Below are 26,806 nucleotides of genomic sequence, written 5' to 3' on the forward strand. Positions count from 1 at the left end.
CCCTATTCCCTGCCCGGTCCATCTGGCGTCCGGTGCTGCGTATCCGGTCGTTCGGATGCCGGTTCGGTCGCAGGCAACGGCGTTGATTGCCGAATTCCCCGCCAAAACCACCGCCGCCTTTTTGGGACGGGCGGACAGCGTTATCCGGCGGTGTTGTTCAAAGCAGCTTCGCGCACCGCACTTGGCGTTTCGCCGGTAAATTTCCGGAATGCCAGATTAAAGGTCGATTTGGAATTGAACCCGACACTCAGCGCGATATCAAGGATCGTTCTTTCCGGTTCCAGCACAAGCACTGCACGGGCTTCTTCGATCCGGGTCTGATTGACGAAATCAAAGAAATTCTGCCCCAGATGCCGGTTCAGAACATAGGAAAGCTGATTGGGTGACACCCCGACCGCACGGGCAAGCTTTGGCAAGGATACCAGCGGATCAAGCAACAATTCCCGCCGTGCCCGGATATCGGCCAGCTTGGCAAGTGCGCGTTCCACCCCGTCATCATCAAGCAGCGACCGTGCGGCGTCCAAAGGTGTCGGCCGGACGTCAGATGCCGTCGCACGTTCCGGTCCACCAGTCAGGCCACCATGCAGGCCAGCATCCGGGCTGTCACGCACCTCATCCCCGGCGTCATCGCCCTGATTATTAACCGGGTTTGGCGATGCGGCTTGTGCCCGGCCGGTGGTTGCGGGGATTGCTGGTGTGGTTGCGCGTGCAGATGCGGTTTTGCCTGCGTCACCATCGGGCCAGTCGGCCATGACAAACAGCGCCGGTCTGGTGGCAATCACATAGGTCATGGCAAACAGAACCAGCACAAAGGCAAGGCCGGTCCCGGTCATTGCCATCGATTCCGGAATGTAAAACGCGATGATGCGGCTCAACAGGACGGTCACGAAAATCAGGCAAACACCGCCCAGAATAACGGCAATCCAGCGCCGCATGGCCCGGCGGTCTGCGCCAAGCTGTTGCTGGGTCTGACGGAAATAGGTTTCTGACAACCGCCACAGGCGATGGATATAAAACGCCGCCTGCGCAAAAATCGCCAGCCAGCACACCGCCTTGACCGTTTCGACAATCACCGACTGTTCGTTTGTTGCCGGAACCGCCCCGAAACCATCAATGGTGAACAGCCAGGCCAGCAGATTGAAAATTACCGCGGCCGGAACAAAATGCACCCACGCACGACGATCCGGGGTCCCGGACAGTTCCCGGAAATAAAGATAGATCGCCGGACCAATCACGAAATTGGATGGAAAGAAAAACAGAACAATCAGGTCCTGCACCTGATCGGATCCGAATGTGTCGCCGACATCGGCCAGAAGATTGAGCATCAGACAACACAGAAACAGCATCATCCACCGGTTGGCGGCAAGTGCGCGCACGCCTTCGGATCTGAGCAAAAGACACAAAAACCCGCCCTGCAACAGCCCGACCACGGCAATTGTCACATCAAGATAATCCAGCACCCCGTTGCTCATGATTTGCCAACTGCACCTTGTGCTGTGTCCCCGTTGCCGGGATTGGGGCCGGAACCGGGATTGGCAAGCACGGCTGCCTTTTGCGCCAGTGACGCGGCAATCTTGGTCGCGGCTGGCTGATCAGCCGGTTGATCGAGGGACTGATCCGCGGGGGACGCAACAGCATTGTCGCGCCCGGCTTCGCGAAATGCACTTGGCGTTTCGCCGGTGATTTTCTTGAAGGCCAAATTGAAGGTCGATTTCGAATTGAACCCGACACTCAGCGCGATATCCAGAATGGTGCGATCCGGTTCGAGCAACAAAACAGACCGCGCTTCGGCGATGCGCGCCGCATTGACGAAATCAAAAAAGCTTTGCCCGATATGATGGTTCAGAACATAGGACAGCTGATTTGGGGTCACCCCGACCGCGCGCGCAAGCTTTGGCAGGGAAACCAGCGGATCAAGCAATATGTCACCGCGATTTTGAATGTCCGTTAACTGGGCAATGGCGCGTGCCAGCCCCTCCTCGTCAAGAAGCGGACGCACCGGACTGGTGACCGGGTTTGTGGCTGGGCTGGTGATCGGGTCATCGGTTTTTTGGGCTGTCTGCCCCTGCGCCGATGCAGGTGCCGATGCCGATACCTGTGTCGATGCCGGAGCCGGATCAGGATGATTTGATCGCAAGAAGCGGTCCTGACGGATGATGACCGGCCCTTCATCGGCATCATCGATATCGGTGTCAGATGGCCAGTCAGCCATCACAAACAGGGCCGGCCTTGTGGCGATTTCATATGTCATGGCAAACAGAACCGCGACAAAGGCCATTTCAGTGCCGAACATTTCGGTACTGCGCGGCAGATAAAGACCCACAATCTTGCCAATCGCGACCGTGACAAAAACAAGCGTCAAACCGCCAAGAATAACCCCGATCCAGCGCCGCATCAGATCACGGTCAGCCCCGAGCTGTTCCTGGGTTTGCTGGAAATAGCGGCATGCGACACGCCACAGCAGCGCAATATAAAGTGATATCTGGACAAAAATCGCCGTCCAGCAGAACACGGCAATCAGTTGCCGCACCGTATAGCCACCATCAAGGGCAATGGTCCGCCCGCCGTCATGGGTGATGATCCAGGCAATCAGGTTAAACACCACCAACGGCAAAATCGCATGGATCCATGGTCGCCGCGATGGCTTGCCCGAAATTTCGCGAAAATAAAGATAGATCGCCGGGGCGATGACAAAATTGATCGGACCGAAAAACAGTTCAAGCGCCCGATCGACATCGGGGGAGACAAAATGTTCGATAACGTCTTCGATCAGGTTGCAGGCAATCGCAAAGATGAAAATCATCATCCAGCGGTTCGCCCCGAAGGCACGCGCACCTTCCGAACGCAGAATAAGACACAGGAAAACTGCCTGTATCAATCCAACGACGGCCACGGTGATACTTATATATTCCGTCCAACCGGTCATTCCGGTGTGCTCCTGATCTTTGCTGCGGTCTGCTGTTATCCGGGTTTGGCGCAAGCTTACCGCACAAACCGACTATATCGTTTCAATAGACACAATCGGACACAAAAGGCGTCCGACTATGCACAGACGGACGCATCGCACACCGCTTTGCGTCACATTCCCGAACAGACACCGACCCGATGCGGCCGGTTGATGCGCGATCCTGTTATGTAACAGATCGCCCGCACCAATCGTCCAGGTAGAGTCCGTGTCATAAAAATTTCTATCATATTCGATTGACTGTATCGAACTGATATATGATAGTCCGACATATATCGGACTGATATAACGATTTTGGCACCTTCCCCCGCCATGTCGTGATCAGTCCGGGGGAAGAAACAAGGACACAGAACAGAAGATGGACGTACGCACACTCTGTCTGGGCGCCCTGATGGGTGGCGAGGCAACGGGATATGAAATTCGCAAGATGTTCGAAGATGGCACTTTCAGCCATTTTCAAATCGCATCCCTTGGCTCGATCTATCCGGCCCTGACCAAACTGACGCAGGATGGCCTGGTTACGTTTGTCGAACATGAACAGGAAAACCGCCCGGACAAGAAGGTCTATCAACTGACCCAGGAAGGCCGACGGACATTCCTGCGTACCCTGCTGCAAACGCGCCCGGCAGAGGATCGTTATCGTTCGGACATTCTGTTCATGCTGACCTTTGCCGAAGAAATGCCGATCGAATTGACCGAAGCCCTGATTGATGAATTTGCCGCCCGTCATGAATTGATGAGCCACCAGATCGATCCGGACAACGAAGACAAGCAAGGAAGCCCGTCAACTTATGGCCGTGATGAAAATGGCAATCCCAAACCGGGATGCTGTTTTGTTGCCGGACTGGGACAGGCGATGTGCGACGCGACGTTGAAATTCATCCGGGAAAACAAACAGGGCCTGCTTGATGAATTGCGAAACTTCAAGGCGCGGAAACCCTGATCGCCATATGTGATCGGGAAACAGCCCGACCTGCTGCGAATTGACGCAAAAAGACGTGCCTGCCAAGTGCCAAGGACGCATTCCGTCACCGGAATATTTGAGGGAACAAGAACATGAACGCTTCACGCCTGATCGCAATTTTACTGGTCTTGGGGACCGTTATTTGGATCGGCAGCGCCTATCTCGGTGAAGATTCCGCAGAGGCCGCAAACCCGTCCGAACAACACGCGACCGAGGAAACCGCCAAACCGCGCGCCTCTGTCCGCACCATTACCAGCAAGGCGGTCGATCATGTCGATTATCTGCGCATTTCCGGGCGGACCGAAGCGGTCATTTCCGTTGATATCCGCGCAGAAACCGAAGCCCGCGTAATCGAAATCGGCGCCACCAAAGGCCAGGCTGTCAAAAAGGGTGACCTGATTGCCAAACTTGCCGTTGATGACCGGCTGGCACGGGTCGAAAAGGCGCGCGCCCTTGTCGCCCAGCGCGAACTTGAACATTCGGCGGCCAAAAGTCTGGCCGAAAAGAACTATCGCTCCAAAACCGGTGTTGCGCAGACTTTGGCATTACTTGAAGAAGCCAAGGCCGATCTGACCATTGCACGGACCGAGCTGAACAATACCGAAATCCGTGCGCCATTTGACGGTATCGTCGAAACGCGCCCGGCCGAGGTCGGCGATCTTTTGTCGATCGGCGATGCGGTTGCGACCCTGATCCAGACGGACCCGATGCTGGTGGTTGCCCAGGTTCCCGAACATTCGATCGGTGCCATCGAACTGGGCCAACTTGCCAGTGTGACGCTTTATGACGGCACCCGTCATGATGGCATTGTGCGCTATACCGCGCGGGTTTCTGACAACAATACCCGCACATTCCGGGTCGAAGTCGAAATCGACAATCGCGATCAGCATATCCCTGACGGCATGACGGCCGAACTGCAAATCCCGGTCGGCACCAAACGCGCCCATCAGGTTTTGCCATCGGTTCTGACCCTTAATGATGCCGGTGAACTTGGTGTGCGGGCCGTGACCGACGGCAACAAGGTCGTCTTCCTGCCCGCAGAATTGCAGGGCGGATCGCGTGACCGCGTCTGGATCGGCGGCCTGCCCCAGGAGTTCGAGCTGATCGTGGTTGGCCACGACTGGGTCAAGGAAGGTGCGATTGTCGATGTCGTGCATCTGGAAACCGATGAAAACGGTCTTCCGATTGCACCGGCACCGGCGGCGGCATCCGCGACCGGAAATGCCGATACCGCCACGACACTTTCGGAACGGACCGCGCAATAAGCGCGTGCATGAGGAGATAGAAAATGTCCCTGATTGATCACGCGTTAAACAGGTCGCGAACCGTCATCCTTGTTCTAATCCTGCTGCTGGCGGCGGGCTGGGTTGGCTATAACACCATCCCGAAAGAAGCCGATCCGGACGTCCAGATCCCGGTTCTTTATGTCACCATGCATCATGACGGCGTTTCGCCCGAAGATGCCGAACGGCTGTTGCTGCGCCCGATGGAGCAGGAATTGCGTTCGATCGAAGGTGTCAAGGAAATGAGTTCCCAGTCCTATCAGGACGGGGCATCGGTGACGCTTGAATTCTATTCCGATGTTGAAATCGACGAGGCATTGGCAGATGTCCGCGAACGGGTCGATATCGCCAAATCCGAACTGCCCGAAGATACCGACGATCCCGAAGTTCACGAAGTGAACCTGTCGCTGTTCCCGGTTCTGGTCGTGACCCTTTCGGGGGATGTGCCCGAACGTGCGCTTCTGCGCATGGCCCGCGACCTTAAGGATTCAATCGAAGGCATCCCGGCGGTTCTCGAAGCCAATCTTGCCGGTGACCGCGAAGAACTTGTCGAATTTGTCATCGACCCGATGAAGGTCGAGGCCTATCGCCTGAACGGCATCGATATCGTATCGCTGGTGCGCAATTCCAACGCGCTTGTCGCCGCCGGTGCGGTCGATACCGGCACCGGACGGTTCAACATCAAGGTGCCCGGCCTGTTTGAAAGCGTGTCCGACATTCTTGACATGCCGCTGATTGTTGACGGGGATTCCGTGATCCGGTTCCGCGATATCGGCGATGTGCGCCGGACCTTCAAGGATGCCGAAAGCTTTGCCCGCCTGAATGGCGAACCGGCAATCGCGATCGAGGTTTCCAAACGTGTCGGTGAAAACATCATCGAGGTCATCGATGCGATCAAGGCCACCACGGCCGAGGCACAGCAAGCCTTTCCGCCCAACCTGACGGTCAGCTATTCACAGGACAAGTCATCTGACATCCGCACCATGCTGACCGATCTTCAGAACAGTGTGATCCTGGCGATCCTGCTGGTGATGGTAGTGGTCATCTGGTCGCTGGGCTGGCGGTCGGGACTTCTGGTCGGGCTGGCCATTCCGGGGTCGTTCCTGACTGCGATCCTGATCCTTTGGGCGCTGGGCATGACGGTCAATATCGTCGTTCTGTTCAGCCTGATCCTTGCGGTCGGGATGCTGGTGGATGGCGCCATTGTTGTCACCGAATATGCCGATCGCAAAATGATTGACGGCCTGCATCGCAAGGAAGCCTATCCGCTTGCGGCAAAACGCATGGCATTGCCGATCATTGCATCGACCGCCACCACGCTTGCCGCCTTCCTGCCGCTGGCATTCTGGCCCGATATCGTTGGCGAATTCATGAAATTCCTGCCGATTACGGTTCTGTTTACCCTGTCGGCGTCGCTTGTCATGGCGCTGATCTTTGTCCCGACGGTCGGGGCATGGTTTGGCAAACCGGGCAGTGAAAGCAATGAAAGCCTAGAAGCCATTGCAGCTGACCATGCCGATGACATTCACAAGGTCAAGGGCGGCACCGGGCTTTATGTCCGGATGCTCAGGACGTCACTTCGCTTCTATTGGCTGGTGGTGCCTGCGGCCTTTGTTATTCTGATTGTGGTCTGGGGTGCGTTTGGCGTGCTGGGCAAGGGTGTTGAATTCTTCCCGGCGGTCGAACCGGAAGTCGCCGTTGTCCAGGTCCGTGCGCGCGGCAACCTGTCTTATTATGAACAGGATGCGTTGCTCAAAGAGGTCGAGGACCGCATTCTTGACCTTGATGCCCGTCACGAAGGCGAACACTGGTTTGATACGGTCTATGCCCGGTCGGGCAAGAATGCCGGTGGTAATGAGGCGTCCGAAGATGTGATCGGTGTCGTGCAGCTTGAATATGCCGACTGGCAGAACCGCCCCAAGGCAACCGAAATCGAAAAACGCATTCTGGCCGAAACGGCGGATCTTGCCGGTATCCATGTCGAAGTCCGTGCCCAGGAAGCAGGTCCGCCCCAGGGCAAGGACATCCAGATACAGCTGCGTTCCTTCTATCCCGAACTTCTGGATGAAACCGCGACCATGCTGGTCAACGGTTTGCAGGAAATGGGCGGCATGTATAACTTCGAAGACGGCAAATCGCCCCCGGGCATTGACTGGGAATATACGGTTGACCGTGCCCAGGCGCTTAAATTCGGGGCCGATATCAACCAGATCGGCAATGTCGTCAAGCTGGTGACCAACGGCATCAATTTCTCGACCTATCGTCCGGATGATTCAACCGAGGAAATCGATATTGTCGGGCGCTATCCCGCACAGTACCGGTCGCTTGATGAACTTGAAAACCTTCAGATCGTCACCGACAAGGGTTTGGTACCGCTGTCGAACTTCATCACACGCACCCCCAAACCCAAAACCGGGACCCTGACCCGTGTAGACAGCCGTCGTGCATTGACCGTCAAGGCCGATGTTCAGGACGGGGTGCTGGTTGATACCAAACTGGGCGAGGTCAAGGAATGGATGAAGACGCTTGATATCGATCCGCGGATTTCGGTCGAATTCAAGGGACAGGACGAAGAACAGAAAAAGTCTGCGGACTTCCTGATGAATGCCTTTACGGTCGCGCTGTTCATCATGTTCATCATTCTGGTAACGCAGTTCAACAGCATCTCGAGCTCGCTTCTGATCATGATCGCAATCATCATGTCGACGGCGGGTGTGTTCCTGGGGCTTATGATCACCGGGCAGGCCTTCTCGATCGTGATGAACGGTATTGGCGTCGTCGCACTGGCCGGGATTGTTGTGAACAACAATATCGTTCTGATCGATACCTTTGACCGGCTTAAACACACCGCCGGCAGCATCGAGGCCGCCATCCTGCAAACCGGTGCACAGCGTTTGCGCCCGGTGATGCTGACCACGGTGACCACCATTCTTGGTCTGGTGCCGATGGTGCTTCAGATCAATATCGACTTTGCCGCCCGGGATGTTTCAATCGGCGCACCGTCAACCCAGTGGTGGGTACAGCTTTCGACCTCGATTGCATTCGGTCTGGCCTTTGCCACGGCCCTGACCCTGATCTTTACGCCCTGCGCATTGATGATGCGTCACAAGCTTGGCGGCAAGTTCCGCCATCTTGGCCCGTGGGTAAAATCGGTCAGTGCGACCTGGCTTGGTCGTGGTCCCAAAAATCAGTCCGGCCCTATGGCCTGATCCGCATAGCCGCGCGACTTTTTCCCCCGACCCCGCCGCGCGGTTACACCGGCCCCCTTCCCCGGGGGCCGGTGCTTTATTTTGGTGATTTATTTTGGTGATTTATTTTCCGGCCAAGAAAACAGGGACCCTAACCATTTGCCTTCAAGACAATATATCGAAATATACGTATAAACGAATTCACACGTGCAATCAGGGTTCTGCCTTCGACAAAAGGCGTAGACAGGCCGTTATTGCAATGCAATGCCGGGCAAAGCTAATACACACTTTGCTAAGGAAGTTGCGTGTATCGTTAAACAAAATACAAAAAAGAATTCGTAATCGGGAACAGGGGATTGCAATGGCGAGGGGTAAACTCGGCCCGACCAGCTTGTGCATGCTGGCTGGGGCATGGCTGTGCATATTGCTGGCATCCGGTGATGTCCGGGCGCAAAACAGTCCGACATTCACATGGGCTGTGCCGCCCTTTGCCCCGGCCTTTATCACAGATCAAGACGAACTGACCGGATACGCCGCCGATACCCAGAACTGGTTTGCCCAGCGTCTTCCGCACTATCACCACGAAATCCTGCAAGTACCGCTTGCCCGGTTGCTGGCCGAAATGAAAAGCGGCGATGGCGAACTGCGCTGTTCGGCGCCCCTGATCCCCACCCCGGAACGCCGCGAATATATTACCTTTGCCAAGACGATCCTTTTGCATCTGCCGATTTCGGTTGTCATCCGGGTCGAAGACCAGGACCTGTTTGCGCCCTATCTTGATGATGCCGGCCATGTCGAACTGTCGCGTCTTGTATCGGATCAGCATCTTACGACGGCGATCCGCATCGGCCGGGCCTATGGCACCCAGGTCGACAAACAATTGATGGCCCATCGCAATGATGTCCATGTCATGCAGGTCGCCGATGACACCAAATTCCTGCGCATGCTTGAACTTCATCGCATTGACTGGACGCTGTATTTCCCGTCAGAGGCCGAATTTTACCGCCGCGACCAGACCCCGGACCTTAAAATCAAGGCGCTTCCGATTGCCGGCAGTACCACCTTGCTCGAAGCGACCATCGGCTGTGCCAACACCCCGGCCGGACGCAAAGCCATTGCCGAAATCAACAGGATTGTCGATGACCACCCGTCCATGCCCTGGACCGATTTCTATGCCGAATGGCTAAGCCCGCAGGACCGCGACTGGTTCAAGGCCGCGCGCGATCAGTTCATCAATCCCAACCAGTTCGAAGCCCGGCTGCAATATCACCACCGGCCGGAAAAATAGAATTTTACCAATAAATATTTGCATTTAGCGCCCCGAATTCCCTTATAAGTAAGCAGTTGAATTTCCTGCTTGAACGGGGAGAAATGATAATGCGCCCCATCGGGAACCGTCATGTGCGCCGGGTTGCGCGATCCAGTTTTGCTGTGCTGTTTTTGGCAATCTGCCTGACCTTGGTCGGGGCGGGAATGTCCGCCCATGCCCAGACCAAACAACCCGTCACCTGGGCGCTGACACCCCTGCCGCCCGCGATGCTTGAAAAGGACGGGGCGATTGTCGGTTACGGGGTGGACATTCTGGACTGGTTTGCCGCCCGTCTTCCCGACTATCAGCATCAAAAGGAAATCATTCCCCTGCCCCGGCTGGTCAAAACCATTACCGGGCCGGGCACCTATTGCAATATCGGCATGAACCCGACCGAAGAACGCAAAAAGTTCCTGCATTTCAGCGAAGCGGTGCTCCCACACCTTCCCGTCAGTCTGATCACAAACCCGCACCGCGAAGAACAGATCAAGCCGTTTCTCAATCCGGACGGGGAAATCGATCTTGAACGCATGATCACGTTTGGCAAGCTTAATGGTGCCTTGCGCTCGCAGCGTTCCTACGGGGCAACGATTGACGCAATCCTGCGGCGAAACATCAACAACCCGGGCCTGAGCTTTATTGGCAATGACGCCAATTTCTTGCAGCTTATTGCGCTTGGCCGGCTGGACTGGACGCTGTATCTGCCCGCCGAAGCAGAATATTACCGCCGCACCAAACTGCCCGGTGAAATCTTTTCAAGCTGGCATATCGCGGGCAATGACCATCTGATGCCAGCATCGATTGCATGCAGCAAAACCGTGGTCGGTGATGCGATTGTTGCCGCGATCAATACCCTGGTCAAAGACAATCCCGACATGCCCTGGACCCGGTTTTATGCCTCGTCGCTGTCCGAACAGGACCAGATCCGCTATCAGCAGAAACTGCGCAACTATCAACGTGCGCCCGGTTCAAGCCTGTCACAGGTAATTGATCAGTAAGCCGGATGACGCCTTTGCGTCCCGATACGTTTCCGCCTTCCCACACAGCTTCCACAGCCTTCCCAGCCATCACAAACGAAAAAAGCCGACAAGACTGTCGGCTTTTTGCGGATCAATTCGGATCAGTTCTGATGGACGCGATTAAGTCCCTCGTCGGGGTCGTCATCGGGTTCGCCATCGTCATCTTCTTCGTCCGGGGTATCCTGTTCCTGCTGATGTTCGACACCCATGCGGCGATAGGAACGATAGGATAGCGGGAAGGTGATGAAATAGATCGCGGCAATCGCCGAAAGCGTCAGCCACGGCGAGGACACCAGAAACGCCACCGACGCCCCGAAGGCCAGCATCAACGGCAATACCCATGCGCGCGGGACCTTGACCTTCTTGAAGCTGAAGGTCGGCAGGCGCGACACCATCAGACCGGCAATCAGCACACCATAAGGTGCAACGATATAGGGGCTGTCAAAGATGCCTTCGCCAAACTGGAAGGTCAGGACAATCGGCCACATGGCAAGGGCGGCTGCCGCCGGGGCCGGAACCCCGGTAAAGAAGCGATAAGCCCAGGTCGGCAGTTCCGGTTCACCCAGCATCTGGGTGTTAAACCGTGCCAGACGCAGCATCATGCAAACCGCAAACAGCAGCGACAAAGCCCAGCCGATGCCACCGAATTCATGAAGCGACCAGAAATACAGCATCATCGCCGGTGCAACGCCAAAGCAGACAAAATCCGACAGACTGTCGAGTTCGCCGCCAAAGCGGCTTGACGCGTTAAGCATCCGGGCCAGACGGCCATCAAGGCCGTCAATGATCCCGGCAATCAGAATGGCGGCAACCGCGGCTTCCCACCGATCCTGCATCGCAAAGCGGATCGAGGTCAAACCGGCACACATACCCATGATCGTCGCCACATTGGGCACCAGCCGCGTAAGCGACATCGCCTTGAAACGACGCGGACGACGGGTCGGTTCGATGCCGCCAGCCATTAGCGGATCTCCCCGACGGCGGCTTCCTTGCCCTTGACCGAAACATCGGCAAGAACAGTTTCACCGGCAATCGTGGTCTGACCGACAATCACGTTCGGCGACACACCTTCGGGCAGATAGACATCAACGCGCGAGCCAAAGCGGATCAGGCCGAAACGCTCACCAGCCTTAAGCTGCGATCCGGTACCGACATCACACAGAATACGACGCGCGACCAGACCGGCGATCTGGACAACACCGAATTCGCGGCCTTCCTTGTCACGGACAAGCAGGATCTGGCGTTCGTTGTTTTCCGATGCCTTGTCGAGTTCGGCATTGACGAATTTGCCCGGAACATAGGCCTCGCCAACGACTTCGCCATTCACCGGGCAACGGTTCACATGGACATTGAAAACGTTCATGAAGATCGAAACGCGGGTGCGCGGGGTCTTGTCGTCAAGTTCCAGTTCCTTGGGCAGCGGCGCCTGCGAAATCATGCAGACACGCCCGTCGGCCGGCGAAATCACGAGATTTTCATCGGTCGGGGTGATGCGGTCCGGATCACGGAAGAAATAGGCACACCACAGCGTCAGGATCACGCCGATCCAGCCCAATGGTTCCGCAATCAGGAACAAGCCCACAGTAATTGCCGCGAAAATCGCAACGAATTTCCAGCCTTCAGGATTGATCGGTACAAGAACGGATTTCAAAGTCTTAATTCCCTGGTTGCCATGGATCGGGCATATCAAATCGATACCATCGGTATCATGCGGGCGCGTTCTTAGCATCTAGTGATGACAAAGGGCAACGCAACCCGACAAAACTGTTCGCCAAAAAATCGAAAGGCGCAAAACACACTTATCATGTGTTTTGCGCCTCGAAAAGAAAAGCGATGCTTACTGAGCTTTTTCTTCGTTGGGCAGGGCGAAAATCTGGCCCGGATAGATCAGGTCAGGATCGCGGATCTGCTTGCGGTTCTGGTGATAGATCACCCAGTATTTCAAACCGTCACCATAGGTGCGCCGTGCAATCCGCCACAGGCTGTTGCCCGGCTGAACGACATAGCGTGATCCCGGCTCAAGAATTTCATCAGGACGTGCACGTTCAAACGGAATTTCAACACGCGCGGTCACCTTGCCGGTGTCATCAAGCTGATCGGCACGCATGGTGTAATTGCCCGGTTCAATCGGCTCGCCAATGGTCAGCGCCCAGTTGCCGTTTTCATCGGCGGGGGCGGTCCCGACATGCTGGTTATCAAGATAGACCTGAACGCTGTGGTTCATGTCAGCCTTGCCCGACATGGCAACGCGGCCCTGTTCGTCATAATCGACAACATCGATCGACAGGCGCGGCATGCCCGGTTCGTCAGTGCCGACATCTTCGCTTTTGGCATCGACCGGTTCTTCAAGCTTGGCCGGGCCCTGAAGTACGGTTGCGGCACCGTCGCCTTCGGATGGAACCTTAAGGGCGATGATCGGTGCGCTTTCTTCCTTGGTTTCCGCCGTTTCAGCGTTACCTTCCGATCCGCCGTCCGCCGTTGCGGCATCGGGTTTGGCATCGGGGATCAGCACCACGACCTTGTCGTCGGCTTTGGCAACCGTGCCGCTGGCATCTTCGGATTCAAGGGAAAGTTCGCGGTCGCCACTTGCCAGCGGCTTGCCCGGCAGAACGACCCATTCGCCACGCTCGTCAGCTGTTGCTTCGCCGATGACTTCTTCGCCTTCGCGGATGCGGACCTTGCTGTTGGGGGCGGCACGACCGGCGATCACGGCATTGCCGTCCGGACCGATGCGCACAACATCAAAACTTGGATTGGTGATTTCCGGTGCCGAAGATTCCGGCGATGCTGCCGGTTCCGGAGCCTTGACCTCAGAGGTATCTGTGGTCGTAACCGCGGGCGCCTGTGTGACCGGCGCAGTGTCTTCATCTGCACTTTGGGTCAACATGTAATTCAGCGCAATCGCCGCAATGATCAGTACAACGCCGACAATGACGAGGATATAGGGTCGTTTCACCGGAAATATCCTTGAACGATGTTTATGTTATCAGGGTTTTACCCCCATGGTCGCGGCCAAATCGTTGGAATTGCTTGCCATATTCCCCTCAAACAACCCCTTTGGACGCGTTAATTAGAAACTTGTACTACTTTCAGATCACAGTTTCCATAACGTAACGAACAAACGATATCGCGCAACCGTTAGGTAAAGATGAATAGAATCAGTCTGTTTGCTTAAATAACAGAATGCTTAATCAGTCAAATCGCCACAGCAATCATCAATCACCGGTCACGCGCCACCGCCCGGATCCCGATTACAGGCTGCTGGCCATCTGGGCTGCAACATAGGCAACCAGTGCCGTCATGATCAGGGGCAGAACCAGCACCCCGAACCGGATCACGCTGCGCACCAGCACGGCCTGTGCCGGATTGGCATCGGGCACCAATGCGCCAAGCCGGGCCGCACCGCGCCCGGCCGACACCACCAGCAACAACACCGCAAAGGCAAAGCATGATGCCGGCATCAGGATCATCATCGCCGCGGCACTGGCCATCAGGGTCCCGACAACGCCCAGCCACACCGTCGCACGATATTGCGGGGCGGCCTTTTCCGACACCAGGGCAACCACCAGTGCGATCCACAAGGCGGCCTGAAACACCACATGCTGGCCAAGGCCGAATTGATGGGCAATGATCCCCTGCCCCAATGCCAGCGTCATGAGCATGGCAACCGGGCCGGGCTTGGCATCGCCCGCGGGACCCGCTCCGGCATCCTGGGTCGATGATTTGGTATTTCGGGTTTTGGCCGTCTTGGATTTTTTGCCCCTTGCCGGTTTGTCGGAAGGGTCGTCATCCTGATCAAAGTCCGGGCGCGTCACCCACAAGAAGCAGCCGCCAATAATCAGAAAGGCCAGCCATGCCAGGATCTTGATCCCGCCCGGATGATAGGAAAGCCCGCTGATCGGGGCCGCAAGCACAAGCCATGCCCCCAACAGCAGCAATACCGCCGAAACCACCAGACATACACGTTCGGACAATCGCGAAAAATCAAGGATCGCGCCACAGACACCACCCAGAACCAGCATCAGCAACGCCGCCCCGACACCCCCGCGCGCAGTATCGGGAAGCCCGATTGCGGCTGGCACGGCAACCGCAACCGCCGGAATAATCGCGCCCAGAACAAGGCGGCGCGCCACCGCCCGCTCAAGGCCAAGCCACAGCGCAAGCATCAGAACCGCGGCAATAATGCCCGATACCAGAATGGCAAGTAATAAGGGATTGTCGACAAACACGGTGGGCGATCCTGCCTTCTTTTCGTTGGTTGGTTATCTGTTGCTTTTGCCGGGCACGATGATGTGCACAGCATTACCCATCCCACAATCAGGTTCATAACTTGTTAACTCTCGTGCGAATTCCGCACAGCGCAAGCAGCGCGCGTGATCAGCCCGTTATGTCGAACAGTTGGCCCGATCACCGGATCGTTTCACCAGATTGCCGGATGGCCGGGCCGTTGTGACAAACAAAAGCAACGGAAATACGACGCAATAGCGTCATTGAAATTTAAATTGCTGTCATGCGGAAATTCCTGACCTCTTGGCGATTTGATCGGCTATGTTCAAATTCCGTACGGGGCGACAGCACCAAAATCGCCCCGCTACCTGCGAAACAAGAAACAAAAGGCAGGTCGCCATGACTAAAGTAAAATCAATCTGTGTATTCTGCGGCGCTTCGAACGGGAAAAATCCCCAGCATATGGAAAATGCCATCACCTTTGGCAAAATGATGGCTGAACGGGGCATCGCGCTGGTTTATGGCGGGGGCCGTATCGGCCTTATGGGGGCTGTTGCCGATGGCGTCATGAAAAATGGCGGCGAAGTGATCGGGATCATCCCCGAACATCTGCATGATATCGAAGTCGGCCATACCGGGCTTTCGGAACTGATTGTCTGCAAATCCATGCATCAGCGCAAAGTTGAAATGTTCCGTCGTTCGGATGCCTTTGTGACGCTGGCCGGCGGTCTTGGCAGCCTTGATGAAGCATTCGAAGCCATGACCCTGCGTCAGCTTGGCATTCATGACAAACCGATGGTGTTCCTGAATGCGCTTGGCTATTGGGACAAGTGCTTTGACATGATTGACGGCATCATTGACGAAGGCTTTGCCCGCGAAAGCCACAAGAATCTTTATACCGTCGCCAACACGCTTGATGAAATCTTTGAACAGCTTTCCGCCGAACCGGCACCGAAATTCGACCCGCGCGAAAAGCTTTTCTGATCCGGTCATGCCAATGGGCCGGTTGCGGTCCATTGGCAATATCCGTGATATTACAAGAACAAGCCGTAAAATATCGATTTAGTCAAATTTAAACTAACTTGTTGATATTAAATAATTTTCTGAATCTTGATGTAAATCACCACACGCCGACGTAGAATTTGATCTTGTACTTTCTCCACCAATTGGGAGAGAGAACATGAGACCGCATCAATTTCTCGCGACGATCCTGATATCTGGCGGCACACTGGTTGGCATGAGCAATGCCGCATTTGCCGTTGATCCCGCCCAGCTCCGCGAAAGTGCCAAAGACTATTTCGAAGTCATTCCATCGATGGTTCCCGCCATCGCCGGAAATGCCGTGACCCGCGAAAAAGTCGATCTGGGCAAGAAGCTGTTTTTTGATCCGCGCCTGTCGGCCAGCGCGATCATTTCGTGCAATACCTGTCACAATCTTGGCATGGGCGGCGATGACAATCTTGAAACATCGATCGGGCATGGCTGGCAGAAAGGCCCGCGCAACGCCCCGACCGTTTACAACGCCGTCTTTAACGAAGCCCAGTTCTGGGACGGTCGTGCCGAAGACCTCAAAGCACAGGCCAAGGGCCCGGTTCAGGCTGGGGTCGAAATGGCCAGCACACCCGAACGGGTTGTGACGGTTCTGAATTCGATGCCCGAATATGTCGCACAATTCAATGCCGCCTTCCCCGGGCAAAGCGACCCGGTCACCTTTGACAATATGGCAATGGCGATCGAAGCATTCGAGGCAACCCTGATCACACCGGCATCGCGGTTTGACCAGTTCCTTGAAGGCAATGACACCATAATGACCGAAACCGAGCTGGCCGGGCTTGAACTGTTCATCGATACCGGCTGCGCATCCTGTCACAACGGGGTGAATGTCGGCGGCACCGGTTATTATCCGTTCGGCGTTGTCGAACAGCCCGGGGCCGAAATCCTGCCGCCCGATGACAAGGGACGGTTTGCAGTTACCCAGACGGCGACCGATGACTATGTCTTCCGGGCCGGGCCGCTGCGCAACATTGCCCTGACCGCCCCCTATTTCCATTCCGGCAAGGTCTGGAACCTTGAACAGGCGGTGGCAATCATGAGTTCGTCCCAGCTGGGCACGGAACTGAATGATGCCGAAGTCCAGGCCATTACCGCCTTCCTGCAAACCCTGACCGGGGAAACGCCAAGCGTTGAATATCCGGTTTTGCCGGTCAGCAGCCCGACAACCCCGAAACCCGCAGCGATGATCGCGAACTGATCATCACGTCCCCCAGAGCCCGGATCGGTTGTCATCCGATCCGGCAACCTCAAGGCCGCCCGCAGCAAGGCGGCCTTTTTTTATGTTCACCTGCACAATCGGCAGGCGCATTTGCACAACAGGCATCAAAAATCCGCATAATTCCGCCAATTCAACGGGTTCCGGCAACATTCATATGAATGTCATGCTTCTGAAATCTTAGTGACAACGAAGCCGCGTATGATCGTTTTCATGTTCAAAGCAACAAATTGAACGATCAAATGAATATTTCTGCAAGACAACGCGACATCATCGACATTCTGCGCCGTGACAGCTTTGCCTCGATCGACAAGCTGGCGGCCCATTTTGACGTCACGCCGCAAACGGTCCGCCGCGACGTCAATATGCTGAGCGATGCCAATCTGGTGCGCCGCCGCCATGGCGGTGTTGAATATGCCGGGGAACCGGGCATGAACCTGTCCTATGACAGTCGCCAGGTCACCAATATCGCCGCCAAGCACGCCATATCGCTTCATGTCGCCAATATGATCCCAGACGGGGCATCGATCCTGATCGGGATTGGCAGCACGCTGGAACTCGTCGCACTGAACCTTGTTGAACATCGTCATCTGACGGTGATTACCAACAATCTCAATGCGGCCATGGCCCTTGGCAACAATACCGGCAACCGGATCGTCATTCCCGGCGGGACGCTGCGCCTGCCTGATCGTGATGTCATCAGCCCCGATGCCGAAACGATGTTCAACAATTACAAGGTCGATTACGGCCTGTTCGGGGTTGGCGGCATCGAACCCGATGGCACGCTGACCGACTTTGACCATCGCGAAGTGTCGTTGCGTCAGGCCATTGCCGGCAATTGCCGCAATTCCATCCTTGTTGCCGATCAATCGAAATTCGGCCGCCCGGCCCCGGCCAAGGGCGGACATATCACCGACCCGGACGTGATTGTTGTCGATGGCATTCCCGGCGGAGTGTTCGACCCGCTGTTCAACCGTCAGGACGTCCGCGCCCGTCTGCAAATTGCAAAAAGCGAAACTTCAAAATGACTGCCCAAACGCCTTTCATCCAGATCAGGTCCGTCTCGCGCGTTTTTAACGGCGGCAACGGGGTCCATGATCTGTCCGTCGACATTCCGCGCGGCAGTTTTGTTGTGTTGCTGGGGCCGTCGGGCTGCGGCAAATCAACCACACTTCGTCTGATTGCCGGTCTTGAAACCGCCGATCATGGCACAATCGCCATTGATGGCAGGGATGTCACAAATGTTCCGCCGTCAAAACGCGGCCTGTCGATGGTGTTTCAATCCTATGCGCTGTTCCCGCATCTGAGCGTTGCCGAAAACATCATCTTTGGCCTCAAGGTCCGCAAAACCGGCAAGGACGAAATCAAGTCCCGCCTGACCGAGGCTTTGAATGTCACCGGGCTTGAAGGATATGAAGACCGCAAACCGGCCGAACTTTCCGGTGGCCAGCGCCAGCGCGTTGCCCTTGCACGCGCCATTGTTGCCGGGCATCCGCTGTGTCTGATGGATGAACCGTTATCAAACCTTGATGCCAAATTGCGCCATTCGGTGCGCAAGGATATCCGCGATCTGCAACAGCGCCTTGGCATTACGGTTGTCTATGTCACCCATGACCAGACCGAAGCCATGAGCATGGCCGATATCGTCATCCTGATGAAGGATGGCCGTATCGAACAGGCGGGCAATCCGGCCGATCTTTATCTGCAACCGGCCACGGCCTTTGCCGCCGGTTTTGTCGGAAGCCCGCCCATGGCACTGCTTCCGGCCTCTGCACTTCCCGATGCGGTCATCCCGCCAAAAACCGATGCCGGACGCCTGACATTTGGCATCCGCCCCGAGGACCTGGTTCTGAGCACAGACACCAGCACGAAGGCGTGGGGCATTTCCGCCACGGTGACCGGCAGTGAATTTCTGGGCGCAGAGACATTTGTCTATGTCGCGATCCCCGGAACATCCGGGGCCACCGCCCGCCTGCCCGGTCAGGTCCATATCGCACCGGGCACACAGGTTTCGCTCAGTTGGGCTGGCGCTGCGGCCCACTGGTTTGGCGAAGACGGTCAACGTCTTGCACCGACGGCGACCCGAGAAGCAGCGCGCGAACCAAATACCTCCTTCGACACTGACACTGCAATTCCGAGTTTGTAACAGGGAAAACAATTCCATGCGGAACATCGTAACCAGTGCCGCCTTTGCGGCCGGACTGATGGCAACGGCGGTATCACCGGCCTTTGCCGCAACCGAACTGACCATGTATTACCCGATCGCGGTTGGCGGCCCGCTGACCGACGTTATTGACGGCATGATCGAAGGTTTTGAATCCGAAAACCCGGATGTCAAAGTCAATGCCATCTATGCCGGCAACTATGACGATACCCGTCTGCGTGCGGTTTCCGCCCTTAAAAGCGGCGATCCGGCACAGCTTTCGGTCATGTTCTCGATCGATGTCTATGACCTGATCGAACAGGACCTGATTGTACCGTTTGATGATGTTGTCAAAACCGCCGAAGACAAGGAATGGCTCAACTCGTTCTATCCGGCCCTGATGGCCAATGGTGAAGTCGATGGCAAAACCTGGGGCATCCCGTTCCAGCGTTCAACCATTGTCATGTACTATAACAAGGACATGTTCCGCGAAGCCGGTCTTGATCCGGAACACGCACCGGCAACCTGGGAAGAACTGGTCTCGGCTGGCAAGGCCCTTTCAAAGGACGGCAAATGGGGCCTTATGGTGCCGTCGACCGGCTATCCGTACTGGATGTTCCAGTGCTTTGCCATCCAGAATGGCAAGGAACTGATGAGCAAGGATGGCACGGAAACCTATTTCGATGATCCGGCCGTGATCGAGGCGCTTGAATTCTGGCGCGGTCTTGCCACCAAAGAAAAGATCATGCCCGAAGGCACGATTGAATGGGGTACGCTGCGTCAGGCCTTTGTTCAGGGCCAGACCGCAATGATGTGGCATTCGACCGGCAACCTGTCGGCTGTCAAACGCGAAGCCAAATTTGATTTCGGCGTTGCCATGCTTCCGAAACACAAACAGCCCGGTTCACCGACCGGTGGCGGCAACTTCTATCTGTTCAAAAACTCGACCGATGCACAGAAAGAAGCATCCCTTGCGCTGATCAAATACATGACCGCGCCGGAACGTGCCGCTGAATGGTCGATTGCCACGGGCTATGTTGGTGTCACGCCGGACGCCTATGAAACCGATGCCCTGAAATCCTATGCGGCCGAATTCCCGCAGGCCGTTGTTGCCCGTGATCAGCTTGAAGTCGCGATCCCGGAATTCTCGACCTATGACACGGCACGCGTCCGCGAAGGTCTGAACAATGCCATTCAGGCGGCTTTGACCGGTGAAAAATCACCGAAAGAAGCCCTTGAAGGTGCACAGGCCGAAGCAAACCGTCTTCTTCGGGCGTTCCACTAACCCGATCTGCACGCCGAAGCAGGCCCCCAATGCCTGCTTCGGCACTTTTGTTTTGTGATTTTGCATAATCCATTTTGACGGACGTGCCGACCATGAATGACATGGCAAGACTTCAAAAACAAAGGCTTGCGCTTTATGGCTGGATGCTTGCGGCACCGGCCCTGGCATTGATGAGCCTGTTTGCCTTTTACCCGGCCATTGCAACATTCTGGCACAGCCTGTTTACCCGGGGCACGACGCGCCGCCCGTCGGTTTTTGCCGGGTTTGAAAACTATGCCGATCTGTTTGCCGATCCGACATTTGCGACCGTGGTGTGGAACAATCTGATCTATGCCGGGGTGACCATTCCGGTCTCGATCATTTTTGCGCTGATCATGGCGCTGTGGGCCAATGCCCATATTCCCGCCCGATCATTCGTGCGCAGTGCCTATTTCACCCCGACCATCCTGCCGATGATTGCGGCGGCCAATTTGTGGCTGTTTTTCTATACGCCCGATCTTGGGGTTATTGATCAGATCACCGGATTTTTCGGGGCGTCGCCGACCAACTGGCTGGGGCAGCCCGACACCGCCCTTGCCGCGGTGATTGTGGTGACGATCTGGAAAGAGGCCGGGTTTTTCATGATCTTTTACCTGGCAGCCCTTCAGACCATTCCGCCTGATTTGCGCGAAGCTGCCCGGATCGAAGGGGCTGGTCGCTGGACCTATACACGCCGTGTGCTTTTACCGCTTTTGATGCCGACCACGATCTTTGTGTTCGTCAATGCGATGATCAATTCGGTCAAACTGATCGACCATCTGTTCATCCTGACCAAGGGCGGGCCGAACAATGCATCCAAACTGATCCTGTACTGGATCTGGGAAATGGCATTTGCCTATTTCGACAGCCCGCATGCGGCTGCGATGACCATCCTTGTTCTTCTGGCACTTGGCCTTGTTGCCGTTGCGCAGTTCCGACTGGTTGAAAAACGGACCCATTACCGATGAATACTGCATTTGCTTCGCATCCTGCCAAACGCGCCCTGCCCGATTTTGACAAGGTTCTTGATGCCCTTGGCGCCTGGGTTCTGGCGATTGTCTGGATTTCGCCGCTTCTGTTTGCGACATGGGCAGCCTTGCAGCCATCGGGCACGGCACTTGGTCTGGATTTTTCCAATCCGCTGACATTCGAGAACTTCACCTATGTCTGGAATGCAGTGCCGTGGATTGGCTATTTCACCAATACGGTCATTCTGGTTACCCTGATCCTTGCCGGGCAGCTGGTTCTTTGCACGCTGGCGGGATTTGCCTTTGCGCGCTTTGAATTCAAAGGCCGCGATACGATCTTTATCCTCGTATTACTGCAACTTTTCATCCTGCCCGAAGTCCTGATTGTCGAAAACTATGCCATTGTTTCCAAGCTTGGCCTGTTTGACACCGCCCTTGGCATCGGGTTGACCTATATGGCCAGTGCCTTTGGCATTTTCCTGTTGCGACAGGCCTTCAAATCAGTCCCGATCGAACTTGAAGAAGCCGCCCGGATCGAAGGATGCAGCTGGATGGGCGTTTTGTGGAAGGTCTATGTCCCGGCGGCCAAGCCGGTCTATCTGGCCTATGCGCTGGTCTCGATCGCCACACACTGGAACAATTTCCTGTGGCCATTGATTGTCACCAATTCACCCGACACCCGGCCCTTAACCGTCGGCCTGTCGCTGTTTGGCGCGCCGGAAACCGGGGTCGATATTTCAGTGATCAGTGCGGCGACCATCATGACCATCGCGCCGCTTCTGATCGCGTTTTTGATTTTCCAGCGCCAGTTTATCCAGGCCTTCCTGCGCGCGGGCATCCGATAAGGGGCCTGTTCCCCCGACCCCGTCAAACAAGCAGGACACAATACCCCGTCGCGCCCCAAGCCGCGGCGGGGTTTGCTTTGATCGCGGCATCGTTTTGCGTCACAGGATTCTGGCCGGACTTCTGCTCAGGCTTCTGGTCGGATTAAATTTCCGTCGTCAAAAACGTGCAATTCATGCATCATGACCCTCGCCATCATAATTTTTAAGAATTCTTCATATGCCTGTCCTGTTCCTGCTGTTTGGCACCACATTCATCTGGGCCATGCTTCTGGTATGCAACCGTATTGCGCTTACCAGTTTTGATATTGATCCCTATGCCATGACCTGCTGGCAGCTGGTGTTTGGCGGGATCGCGCTTGTGCTTCTGGCACCGGGGCGCAGCATCCCGTGGCGGCAATTCACCCTGCCGATCAATTGGGCATATGGATTTTTGCGTGTCATGACCGGGGTTACCTGGACGGCGTCGCTTTTATATATCAGCGCACCGGAAAGCGGCATTTTGTCCCAGACCGGCATGCCGTTGGCCGCCCTTGCCGCGACCTTTGTTCTGGGCCGGGCGCCCGGGCGATATGAATGGTTTGGTCATGCGACCCTGATTTGCGGGGCGCTTTGGCTGGCCTGGCATCTGCCGGGCGGGTTTGGCAATCCTGCGGTGTTGCTGATGCTGGCATCCGAGGTCACGGCGATTTCATCATCGGTTCTGGCCGAACTTCATCCCGACAACCAGATCAAGGATACCTGGGCGCATCTGCGCTTTACCGGGGTGCTGTTGCTGATTACCGCATCGATCTTTCTGATTGTGCCGCCCCTGATCGCGCTGATCAGTCCGGTGCCGATCCCCTATATTTCGACTAGGGGATTGTTTGGCACCGAAACGCTGATTGCCGGACTTCTGATCGGGATCCTGTTTCGCGGACCGGCGATGGTGCTGTCGCTGCGATCGATCAAAACCGCCGGCATTGAAAAATACATCCTGTCGACCAGCGTTCTGCCCTTTGTGCTGCTTGGCCTTGAAATGGTCGCGGCCCAGTTCGCGCTTACCCCGATGCCGACCCATGACAGTGTGTTCTGGATCTCTTCCCTTCTGGTGATGATCGGGATTATTCAGATAACAGTATCAAAACATCGTCATGCGGCCAAACGCAGGGCACAGGACCGGATCGCGGCGGCGGCCGCAACACCGGAAAATGCAGGCTAACCCAAATATGCCGGGGCCCGATCCCATTGCATTTTGGCGCATTTTTTGGCACGGCTTTTGGCGCGGTTTTGACCTGTTGCTTTTTGTGTTGTCGATCCCTGCAAGATGCGTGTCGCCTTGTCCCAGGGTGGCACCAAACGACTTCCCCGGTCGTTACGTGCCAATCGCATCTTGTCCCTTTCGGAGTCTCCCCCGAAAGGTCGAAACGCCCGGGTCCCCACCCGGGTGTTTCCATTTCCAAGACAAAAATGCCGGTCCCCGGGGGACGGGGACCGGCCAGGCCGCACTCGAGCGGGAAAAGCTCGCGGGGTCGGGGGAATTCTTGTGCGGCCTGATTTCGGCTTTTTGGATCCTTTGTGATCAGTGTGCACCACCACCGCCACCCGCAGTTGCCCGCGGCGGACGGGCAAGAGGCAACAGCAAGAAGGCAATAAAGAAGGTAGCCGCCATCGCAAGATAGATATCGTTAAACGAAATGATCGATGCTTCGCGGGTCACCAGATTGACGATGAATTTCATTGCAGCGGCCTTGGGATCGGCGATGCCCATTTCCGAATAACGCGCCATCATGGTGGCCAGATATTCCTTGAAGGCGGTGCTGGCCGGATTGATATGTTCGGACAGTAACGAGAAATGATAATCAATGCGCTTATCAAGCAGCGTATTGATCGCCGCCATCCCGATTGCCCCGCCAAGATTGCGCATCAGGTTATAAAGCCCGCTGGCATTTTTGATCTTTTCGGGCGGCAAGGTCCCAAGGGCCAGATTGGTCACCGGCAACATGCAGAACATCAAAGCAGCACCACGCACGATCTGCGGCAGGATCAGTTCGTTGAACGACACTTCGCTGTTATTGAAACCATGCATGGCAAGACCGGTGGCAAACAGACCAAGCCCGATGCCAAGAACCACCCGTGGCGGATATTTGGCTGTCATTTTCCCGGCGATCGGTGCCGACAGGAACTGCGCAATCCCGGTCACCGCCATGATCATGCCGATTTCAAGACTGTCATAACCGCGCACCCGGCTTAACATCAGCGGCATGATATAGACACTGCCATAAAGCCCGACGCCGAGTGTAAAGCTGAACACGCAGCCCATGGTAAAATTGCGATCGGCAAAGGATTTCAGATCAACAATCGGCTTGTCATAGGTAAACATCCGCCAGAAGAAATAGATGCCGGCAATCACGCATACGATAGTGCCATAGATGATCGCGGGTTCATCAAACCAGTCATCTTTCGGGCCTTCATCCAGAACATATTCCAGACTGCCCAGAAACACCGCCATCGCCAGAAGCCCCCAAAGATCAAACCCTTTGAGAAGCGATGGGTCCCCGCGGTCAACGCGCAACGTCATCGCCACCACAGCGGCAATCGCAAGGCCGGGCAACACATTGATCAGAAACAGCCAGTGCCATGAAAGCGACTGGGTCAAAAACCCGCCAAGTGTCGGACCGATGGTCGGCGCCATGGTGGCAATCAGCCCGATCATCACCGATGCAGTGTTCCGCTTTTCAGGCGGGAAAATGATATAGGTCGTGGCAAACACGGTCGGGATCATCGCCCCGCCAAGGAACCCCTGGGCGGCGCGAAACCAGATCATGCTTTCAATCGACCAGGCAAAGGCCGAGGCCACCGACATCACCGTGAACCCGATGGCCGAAATCACAAACAGCCAGCGCGTCGACATCAGCCGCGACAAGAACCCCGAAAGCGGGATCATCACGACTTCGGCAATCAGATAGCTTGTCTGAACCCAGCCGATTTCATCGGGGCTTGCCGACAGGCCTGCCTGAATGTTTTCAAGCGAACTTGCCACGATCTGGATATCAAGGATCGCCAGAAACATACCGACAACCATAGCCACCCAGCCAATCAGCTTGGCCCGGTCGACATGACCGGCATGATCGCCCGCCTGGGGCATGGCCGACGGGTTACCGGTATTGGTGGCGCTGCTCATCAGTTAAGCTCCGATACTTCCGTTGCCGGAAGCACATTCTGCGCAAGGCCGCTGCCCGCCACATGCTGCGACCCGTCAGGATCGCGGGTATCGACATCGACCACCACCGAAAGACCGGGGCGCAGGGCAGCCGCCCATTTGCTGTCATCAAGCGAAATACGGATCGGCACACGCTGGGTGATCTTGGTGAAGTTGCCCGTGGCATTTTCCGGGGGCAGCAGGCTGAATTGTGCGCCGGTTGCCGGGGCAAAGCTTTCGACCGTGCCGGTGATATCGGCATTGGGGAAGGCATCAACCGATACCTTTACCTTCTGGCCATGGGCCATGTGTTCGATCTGGGTTTCCTTGAAATTGGCGACCACATAGACACCGGGCAGCGGCACCAGAACCAGAAGCTGTTCACCGGGCTGCACCAGCGCGCCGGTCTGAACCGACCGGTTGCCGACAACCCCGTTAAACGGCGCATAGATTTTGGTATCTTCAAGGGCCTGCATCGCGACATCGCGGGCAGCCCGGGCCTGGGTTACCGCGCGTTCGGCCTCGATCTTTTGTGCGCGCAGCACACCAAGCCGGCCTTTTTCGACCGACAGGGTCGCATTGGCAGCAGCAACCTGTGCCTGTGCCTTTTGACGGTCGGCCTTGGCATAGTCGAATTTCTGACGGCTGGCCGCACCCTTTTGCACAAGATCCTTGTAGCGTTCGTAATCTTCTGTCGTGCGGTCGAGTTCGACCTGGGCAATGCGCAGATTGGCCTCGGCCTGCGAGATCGCGGCTTCCTGCAAGGCGATCTGTTCATCCATGGTCGTGACCGCGGACTGGCGGGCTTCAAGCGTTGCGGTCGCCTGTGCGACTTCAAGCCGGTAATCTTCGTCCTTGATGGTCAGCAACAGGTCGCCCTTGCGCACCGGCTGGTTTTCGGCAACAGCCAGCTCACCGACATAGCCCGATACCTTGGGGGAAATGGCGACTTCATCGGCCTGCAAATAGGCATTGTCGGTACCTTCGAAGTACTGACCCTCGGTCACCCAATAGAACCCGTAATATCCACCGCCACCGATAATCGCCGCTGCGATCAGGGGCAGAATGATTTTCTTCACACTCATCGTCTTGGTAAATCCTTTTGGTATTGATCAGTACCATTTGTGTCTTTATGGTACCAATCA

General features: G+C 56.0%; 21 protein-coding genes. 13 read left to right on the forward strand and 8 right to left on the reverse strand.

The features are described from left to right. Window positions 1–140: 140 nt before the first annotated feature. Window positions 141–1,472 carry a helix-turn-helix domain-containing protein gene (locus SIB88_RS17215; RefSeq protein WP_412558655.1) on the reverse strand — a complete coding sequence of 444 codons (1,332 nt, stop codon included), beginning with the start codon at window positions 1,470–1,472 and terminating at the stop codon, window positions 141–143. Continuing rightward, on the reverse strand, window positions 1,469–2,926 hold the full coding sequence (locus tag SIB88_RS17220; RefSeq protein ID WP_412558656.1) for a helix-turn-helix domain-containing protein: 1,458 nt from the start codon (window positions 2,924–2,926) through the stop codon (window positions 1,469–1,471). The genes SIB88_RS17215 and SIB88_RS17220 overlap by 4 nt, the downstream gene beginning before the upstream one ends. Before the next feature lie 397 nt (window positions 2,927–3,323). Here SIB88_RS17220 and SIB88_RS17225 point away from each other — a divergent pair, with 397 nt between their 5' ends. The 5 genes from SIB88_RS17225 to SIB88_RS17245 all read left to right on the forward strand — a co-directional run bounded on the left by SIB88_RS17225 (window position 3,324) and on the right by SIB88_RS17245 (window position 10,707). Beyond that, window positions 3,324–3,908 carry a PadR family transcriptional regulator gene (locus tag SIB88_RS17225; RefSeq protein WP_068517533.1) on the forward strand — a complete coding sequence of 195 codons (585 nt, stop codon included), beginning with the start codon at window positions 3,324–3,326 and terminating at the stop codon, window positions 3,906–3,908. Window positions 3,909–4,021: 113 nt separating this feature from the next. Further along, window positions 4,022–5,194: an efflux RND transporter periplasmic adaptor subunit gene (locus SIB88_RS17230; protein ID WP_101247510.1), complete on the forward strand. Its 1,173-nt coding sequence runs from the start codon at window positions 4,022–4,024 to the stop codon at window positions 5,192–5,194. Window positions 5,195–5,217: 23 nt separating this feature from the next. Further along, entirely contained in the window at window positions 5,218–8,421 is a 3,204-nt protein-coding gene (locus SIB88_RS17235) for an efflux RND transporter permease subunit (protein WP_412558657.1), read from the forward strand. A gap of 340 nt (window positions 8,422–8,761) precedes the next feature. After that, the gene (locus tag SIB88_RS17240) at window positions 8,762–9,688 is read left to right on the forward strand and encodes a TIGR02285 family protein (protein WP_412558658.1); all 927 of its coding nucleotides are present in this window, start codon (window positions 8,762–8,764) and stop codon (window positions 9,686–9,688) included. Between the two features lie 89 nt (window positions 9,689–9,777). After that, window positions 9,778–10,707 carry a hypothetical protein gene (locus SIB88_RS17245; protein ID WP_412558659.1) on the forward strand — a complete coding sequence of 310 codons (930 nt, stop codon included), beginning with the start codon at window positions 9,778–9,780 and terminating at the stop codon, window positions 10,705–10,707. 122 nt (window positions 10,708–10,829) lie between these two features. Here the strand turns inward: SIB88_RS17245 and pssA are convergent, their stop codons facing one another. The 4 genes from pssA to SIB88_RS17265 all read right to left on the reverse strand — a co-directional run bounded on the left by pssA (window position 10,830) and on the right by SIB88_RS17265 (window position 14,957). Next, window positions 10,830–11,690 carry a CDP-diacylglycerol--serine O-phosphatidyltransferase gene (pssA, locus tag SIB88_RS17250; protein ID WP_068517528.1) on the reverse strand — a complete coding sequence of 287 codons (861 nt, stop codon included), beginning with the start codon at window positions 11,688–11,690 and terminating at the stop codon, window positions 10,830–10,832. Continuing rightward, a complete protein-coding gene (locus SIB88_RS17255; protein WP_068517643.1) occupies window positions 11,690–12,388 on the reverse strand; it encodes a phosphatidylserine decarboxylase in 699 nt (232 codons plus the stop codon). The genes pssA and SIB88_RS17255 overlap by 1 nt, the downstream gene beginning before the upstream one ends. A gap of 177 nt (window positions 12,389–12,565) precedes the next feature. Further along, window positions 12,566–13,684, reverse strand: a complete 1,119-nt coding sequence (locus tag SIB88_RS17260; RefSeq protein ID WP_206927958.1) for an Ig-like domain-containing protein — start codon at window positions 13,682–13,684, stop codon at window positions 12,566–12,568. Window positions 13,685–13,979: 295 nt separating this feature from the next. After that, window positions 13,980–14,957: a hypothetical protein gene (locus SIB88_RS17265; protein WP_412558660.1), complete on the reverse strand. Its 978-nt coding sequence runs from the start codon at window positions 14,955–14,957 to the stop codon at window positions 13,980–13,982. A gap of 397 nt (window positions 14,958–15,354) precedes the next feature. Between SIB88_RS17265 and SIB88_RS17270 the strand changes: the two genes are divergently transcribed. From SIB88_RS17270 to SIB88_RS17305, 8 genes are all read left to right on the forward strand, one after another. After that, on the forward strand, window positions 15,355–15,939 hold the full coding sequence (locus SIB88_RS17270) for a TIGR00730 family Rossman fold protein (RefSeq protein WP_068517525.1): 585 nt from the start codon (window positions 15,355–15,357) through the stop codon (window positions 15,937–15,939). 253 nt (window positions 15,940–16,192) lie between these two features. Beyond that, window positions 16,193–17,206: a cytochrome-c peroxidase gene (locus SIB88_RS17275; RefSeq protein ID WP_412559385.1), complete on the forward strand. Its 1,014-nt coding sequence runs from the start codon at window positions 16,193–16,195 to the stop codon at window positions 17,204–17,206. Window positions 17,207–17,466: 260 nt separating this feature from the next. Continuing rightward, window positions 17,467–18,252, forward strand: a complete 786-nt coding sequence (locus SIB88_RS17280; protein WP_068517523.1) for a DeoR/GlpR family DNA-binding transcription regulator — start codon at window positions 17,467–17,469, stop codon at window positions 18,250–18,252. Next, entirely contained in the window at window positions 18,249–19,370 is a 1,122-nt protein-coding gene (locus SIB88_RS17285; protein WP_412558661.1) for an ABC transporter ATP-binding protein, read from the forward strand. Before SIB88_RS17280 ends, SIB88_RS17285 begins: the two co-directional genes overlap by 4 nt. Window positions 19,371–19,386: 16 nt before the next feature. Then, the gene (locus SIB88_RS17290; RefSeq protein ID WP_068517521.1) at window positions 19,387–20,652 is read left to right on the forward strand and encodes an ABC transporter substrate-binding protein; all 1,266 of its coding nucleotides are present in this window, start codon (window positions 19,387–19,389) and stop codon (window positions 20,650–20,652) included. A 101-nt stretch (window positions 20,653–20,753) separates the two neighbouring features. Continuing rightward, window positions 20,754–21,638 (forward strand): carbohydrate ABC transporter permease, encoded by an 885-nt coding sequence (locus SIB88_RS17295; protein ID WP_412558662.1) that lies wholly within the window; start codon window positions 20,754–20,756, stop codon window positions 21,636–21,638. Next, window positions 21,635–22,483, forward strand: coding sequence for a carbohydrate ABC transporter permease (locus SIB88_RS17300; RefSeq protein WP_412558663.1), 849 nt, complete (start codon window positions 21,635–21,637; stop codon window positions 22,481–22,483). Before SIB88_RS17295 ends, SIB88_RS17300 begins: the two co-directional genes overlap by 4 nt. Window positions 22,484–22,700: 217 nt before the next feature. Next, on the forward strand, window positions 22,701–23,681 hold the full coding sequence (locus SIB88_RS17305; RefSeq protein WP_412558664.1) for an EamA family transporter: 981 nt from the start codon (window positions 22,701–22,703) through the stop codon (window positions 23,679–23,681). A gap of 360 nt (window positions 23,682–24,041) precedes the next feature. Here the strand turns inward: SIB88_RS17305 and SIB88_RS17310 are convergent, their stop codons facing one another. Then, a complete protein-coding gene (locus SIB88_RS17310) occupies window positions 24,042–25,643 on the reverse strand; it encodes a DHA2 family efflux MFS transporter permease subunit (RefSeq protein WP_412558665.1) in 1,602 nt (533 codons plus the stop codon). Further along, window positions 25,643–26,746: an HlyD family secretion protein gene (locus tag SIB88_RS17315; RefSeq protein ID WP_289078089.1), complete on the reverse strand. Its 1,104-nt coding sequence runs from the start codon at window positions 26,744–26,746 to the stop codon at window positions 25,643–25,645. Before SIB88_RS17315 ends, SIB88_RS17310 begins: the two co-directional genes overlap by 1 nt. Window positions 26,747–26,806: the final 60 nt, after the last annotated feature.

The sequence above is a fragment of the Thalassospira sp. MIT121401 genome, assembly GCF_047125595.1.
Taxonomy (GTDB): Bacteria; Pseudomonadota; Alphaproteobacteria; order Rhodospirillales; family Thalassospiraceae; genus Thalassospira; species Thalassospira povalilytica.

Coding starts and splice junctions, on each gene's coding strand:
- SIB88_RS17215 (WP_412558655.1), bottom strand. CDS start 1,472: ATGAGCAACGGGGTGCTGGATTATCTTGATGTGACAATTGCCGTGGTC.
- SIB88_RS17220 (WP_412558656.1), bottom strand. CDS start 2,926: ATGACCGGTTGGACGGAATATATAAGTATCACCGTGGCCGTCGTTGGA.
- SIB88_RS17225 (WP_068517533.1), top strand. CDS start 3,324: ATGGACGTACGCACACTCTGTCTGGGCGCCCTGATGGGTGGCGAGGCA.
- SIB88_RS17230 (WP_101247510.1), top strand. CDS start 4,022: ATGAACGCTTCACGCCTGATCGCAATTTTACTGGTCTTGGGGACCGTT.
- SIB88_RS17235 (WP_412558657.1), top strand. CDS start 5,218: ATGTCCCTGATTGATCACGCGTTAAACAGGTCGCGAACCGTCATCCTT.
- SIB88_RS17240 (WP_412558658.1), top strand. CDS start 8,762: ATGGCGAGGGGTAAACTCGGCCCGACCAGCTTGTGCATGCTGGCTGGG.
- SIB88_RS17245 (WP_412558659.1), top strand. CDS start 9,778: ATGCGCCCCATCGGGAACCGTCATGTGCGCCGGGTTGCGCGATCCAGT.
- pssA (WP_068517528.1), bottom strand. CDS start 11,690: ATGGCTGGCGGCATCGAACCGACCCGTCGTCCGCGTCGTTTCAAGGCG.
- SIB88_RS17270 (WP_068517525.1), top strand. CDS start 15,355: ATGACTAAAGTAAAATCAATCTGTGTATTCTGCGGCGCTTCGAACGGG.
- SIB88_RS17275 (WP_412559385.1), top strand. CDS start 16,193: ATGAGCAATGCCGCATTTGCCGTTGATCCCGCCCAGCTCCGCGAAAGT.
- SIB88_RS17280 (WP_068517523.1), top strand. CDS start 17,467: ATGAATATTTCTGCAAGACAACGCGACATCATCGACATTCTGCGCCGT.
- SIB88_RS17285 (WP_412558661.1), top strand. CDS start 18,249: ATGACTGCCCAAACGCCTTTCATCCAGATCAGGTCCGTCTCGCGCGTT.
- SIB88_RS17290 (WP_068517521.1), top strand. CDS start 19,387: ATGCGGAACATCGTAACCAGTGCCGCCTTTGCGGCCGGACTGATGGCA.
- SIB88_RS17295 (WP_412558662.1), top strand. CDS start 20,754: ATGGCAAGACTTCAAAAACAAAGGCTTGCGCTTTATGGCTGGATGCTT.
- SIB88_RS17300 (WP_412558663.1), top strand. CDS start 21,635: ATGAATACTGCATTTGCTTCGCATCCTGCCAAACGCGCCCTGCCCGAT.
- SIB88_RS17305 (WP_412558664.1), top strand. CDS start 22,701: ATGCCTGTCCTGTTCCTGCTGTTTGGCACCACATTCATCTGGGCCATG.
- SIB88_RS17310 (WP_412558665.1), bottom strand. CDS start 25,643: ATGAGCAGCGCCACCAATACCGGTAACCCGTCGGCCATGCCCCAGGCG.
- SIB88_RS17315 (WP_289078089.1), bottom strand. CDS start 26,746: ATGAGTGTGAAGAAAATCATTCTGCCCCTGATCGCAGCGGCGATTATC.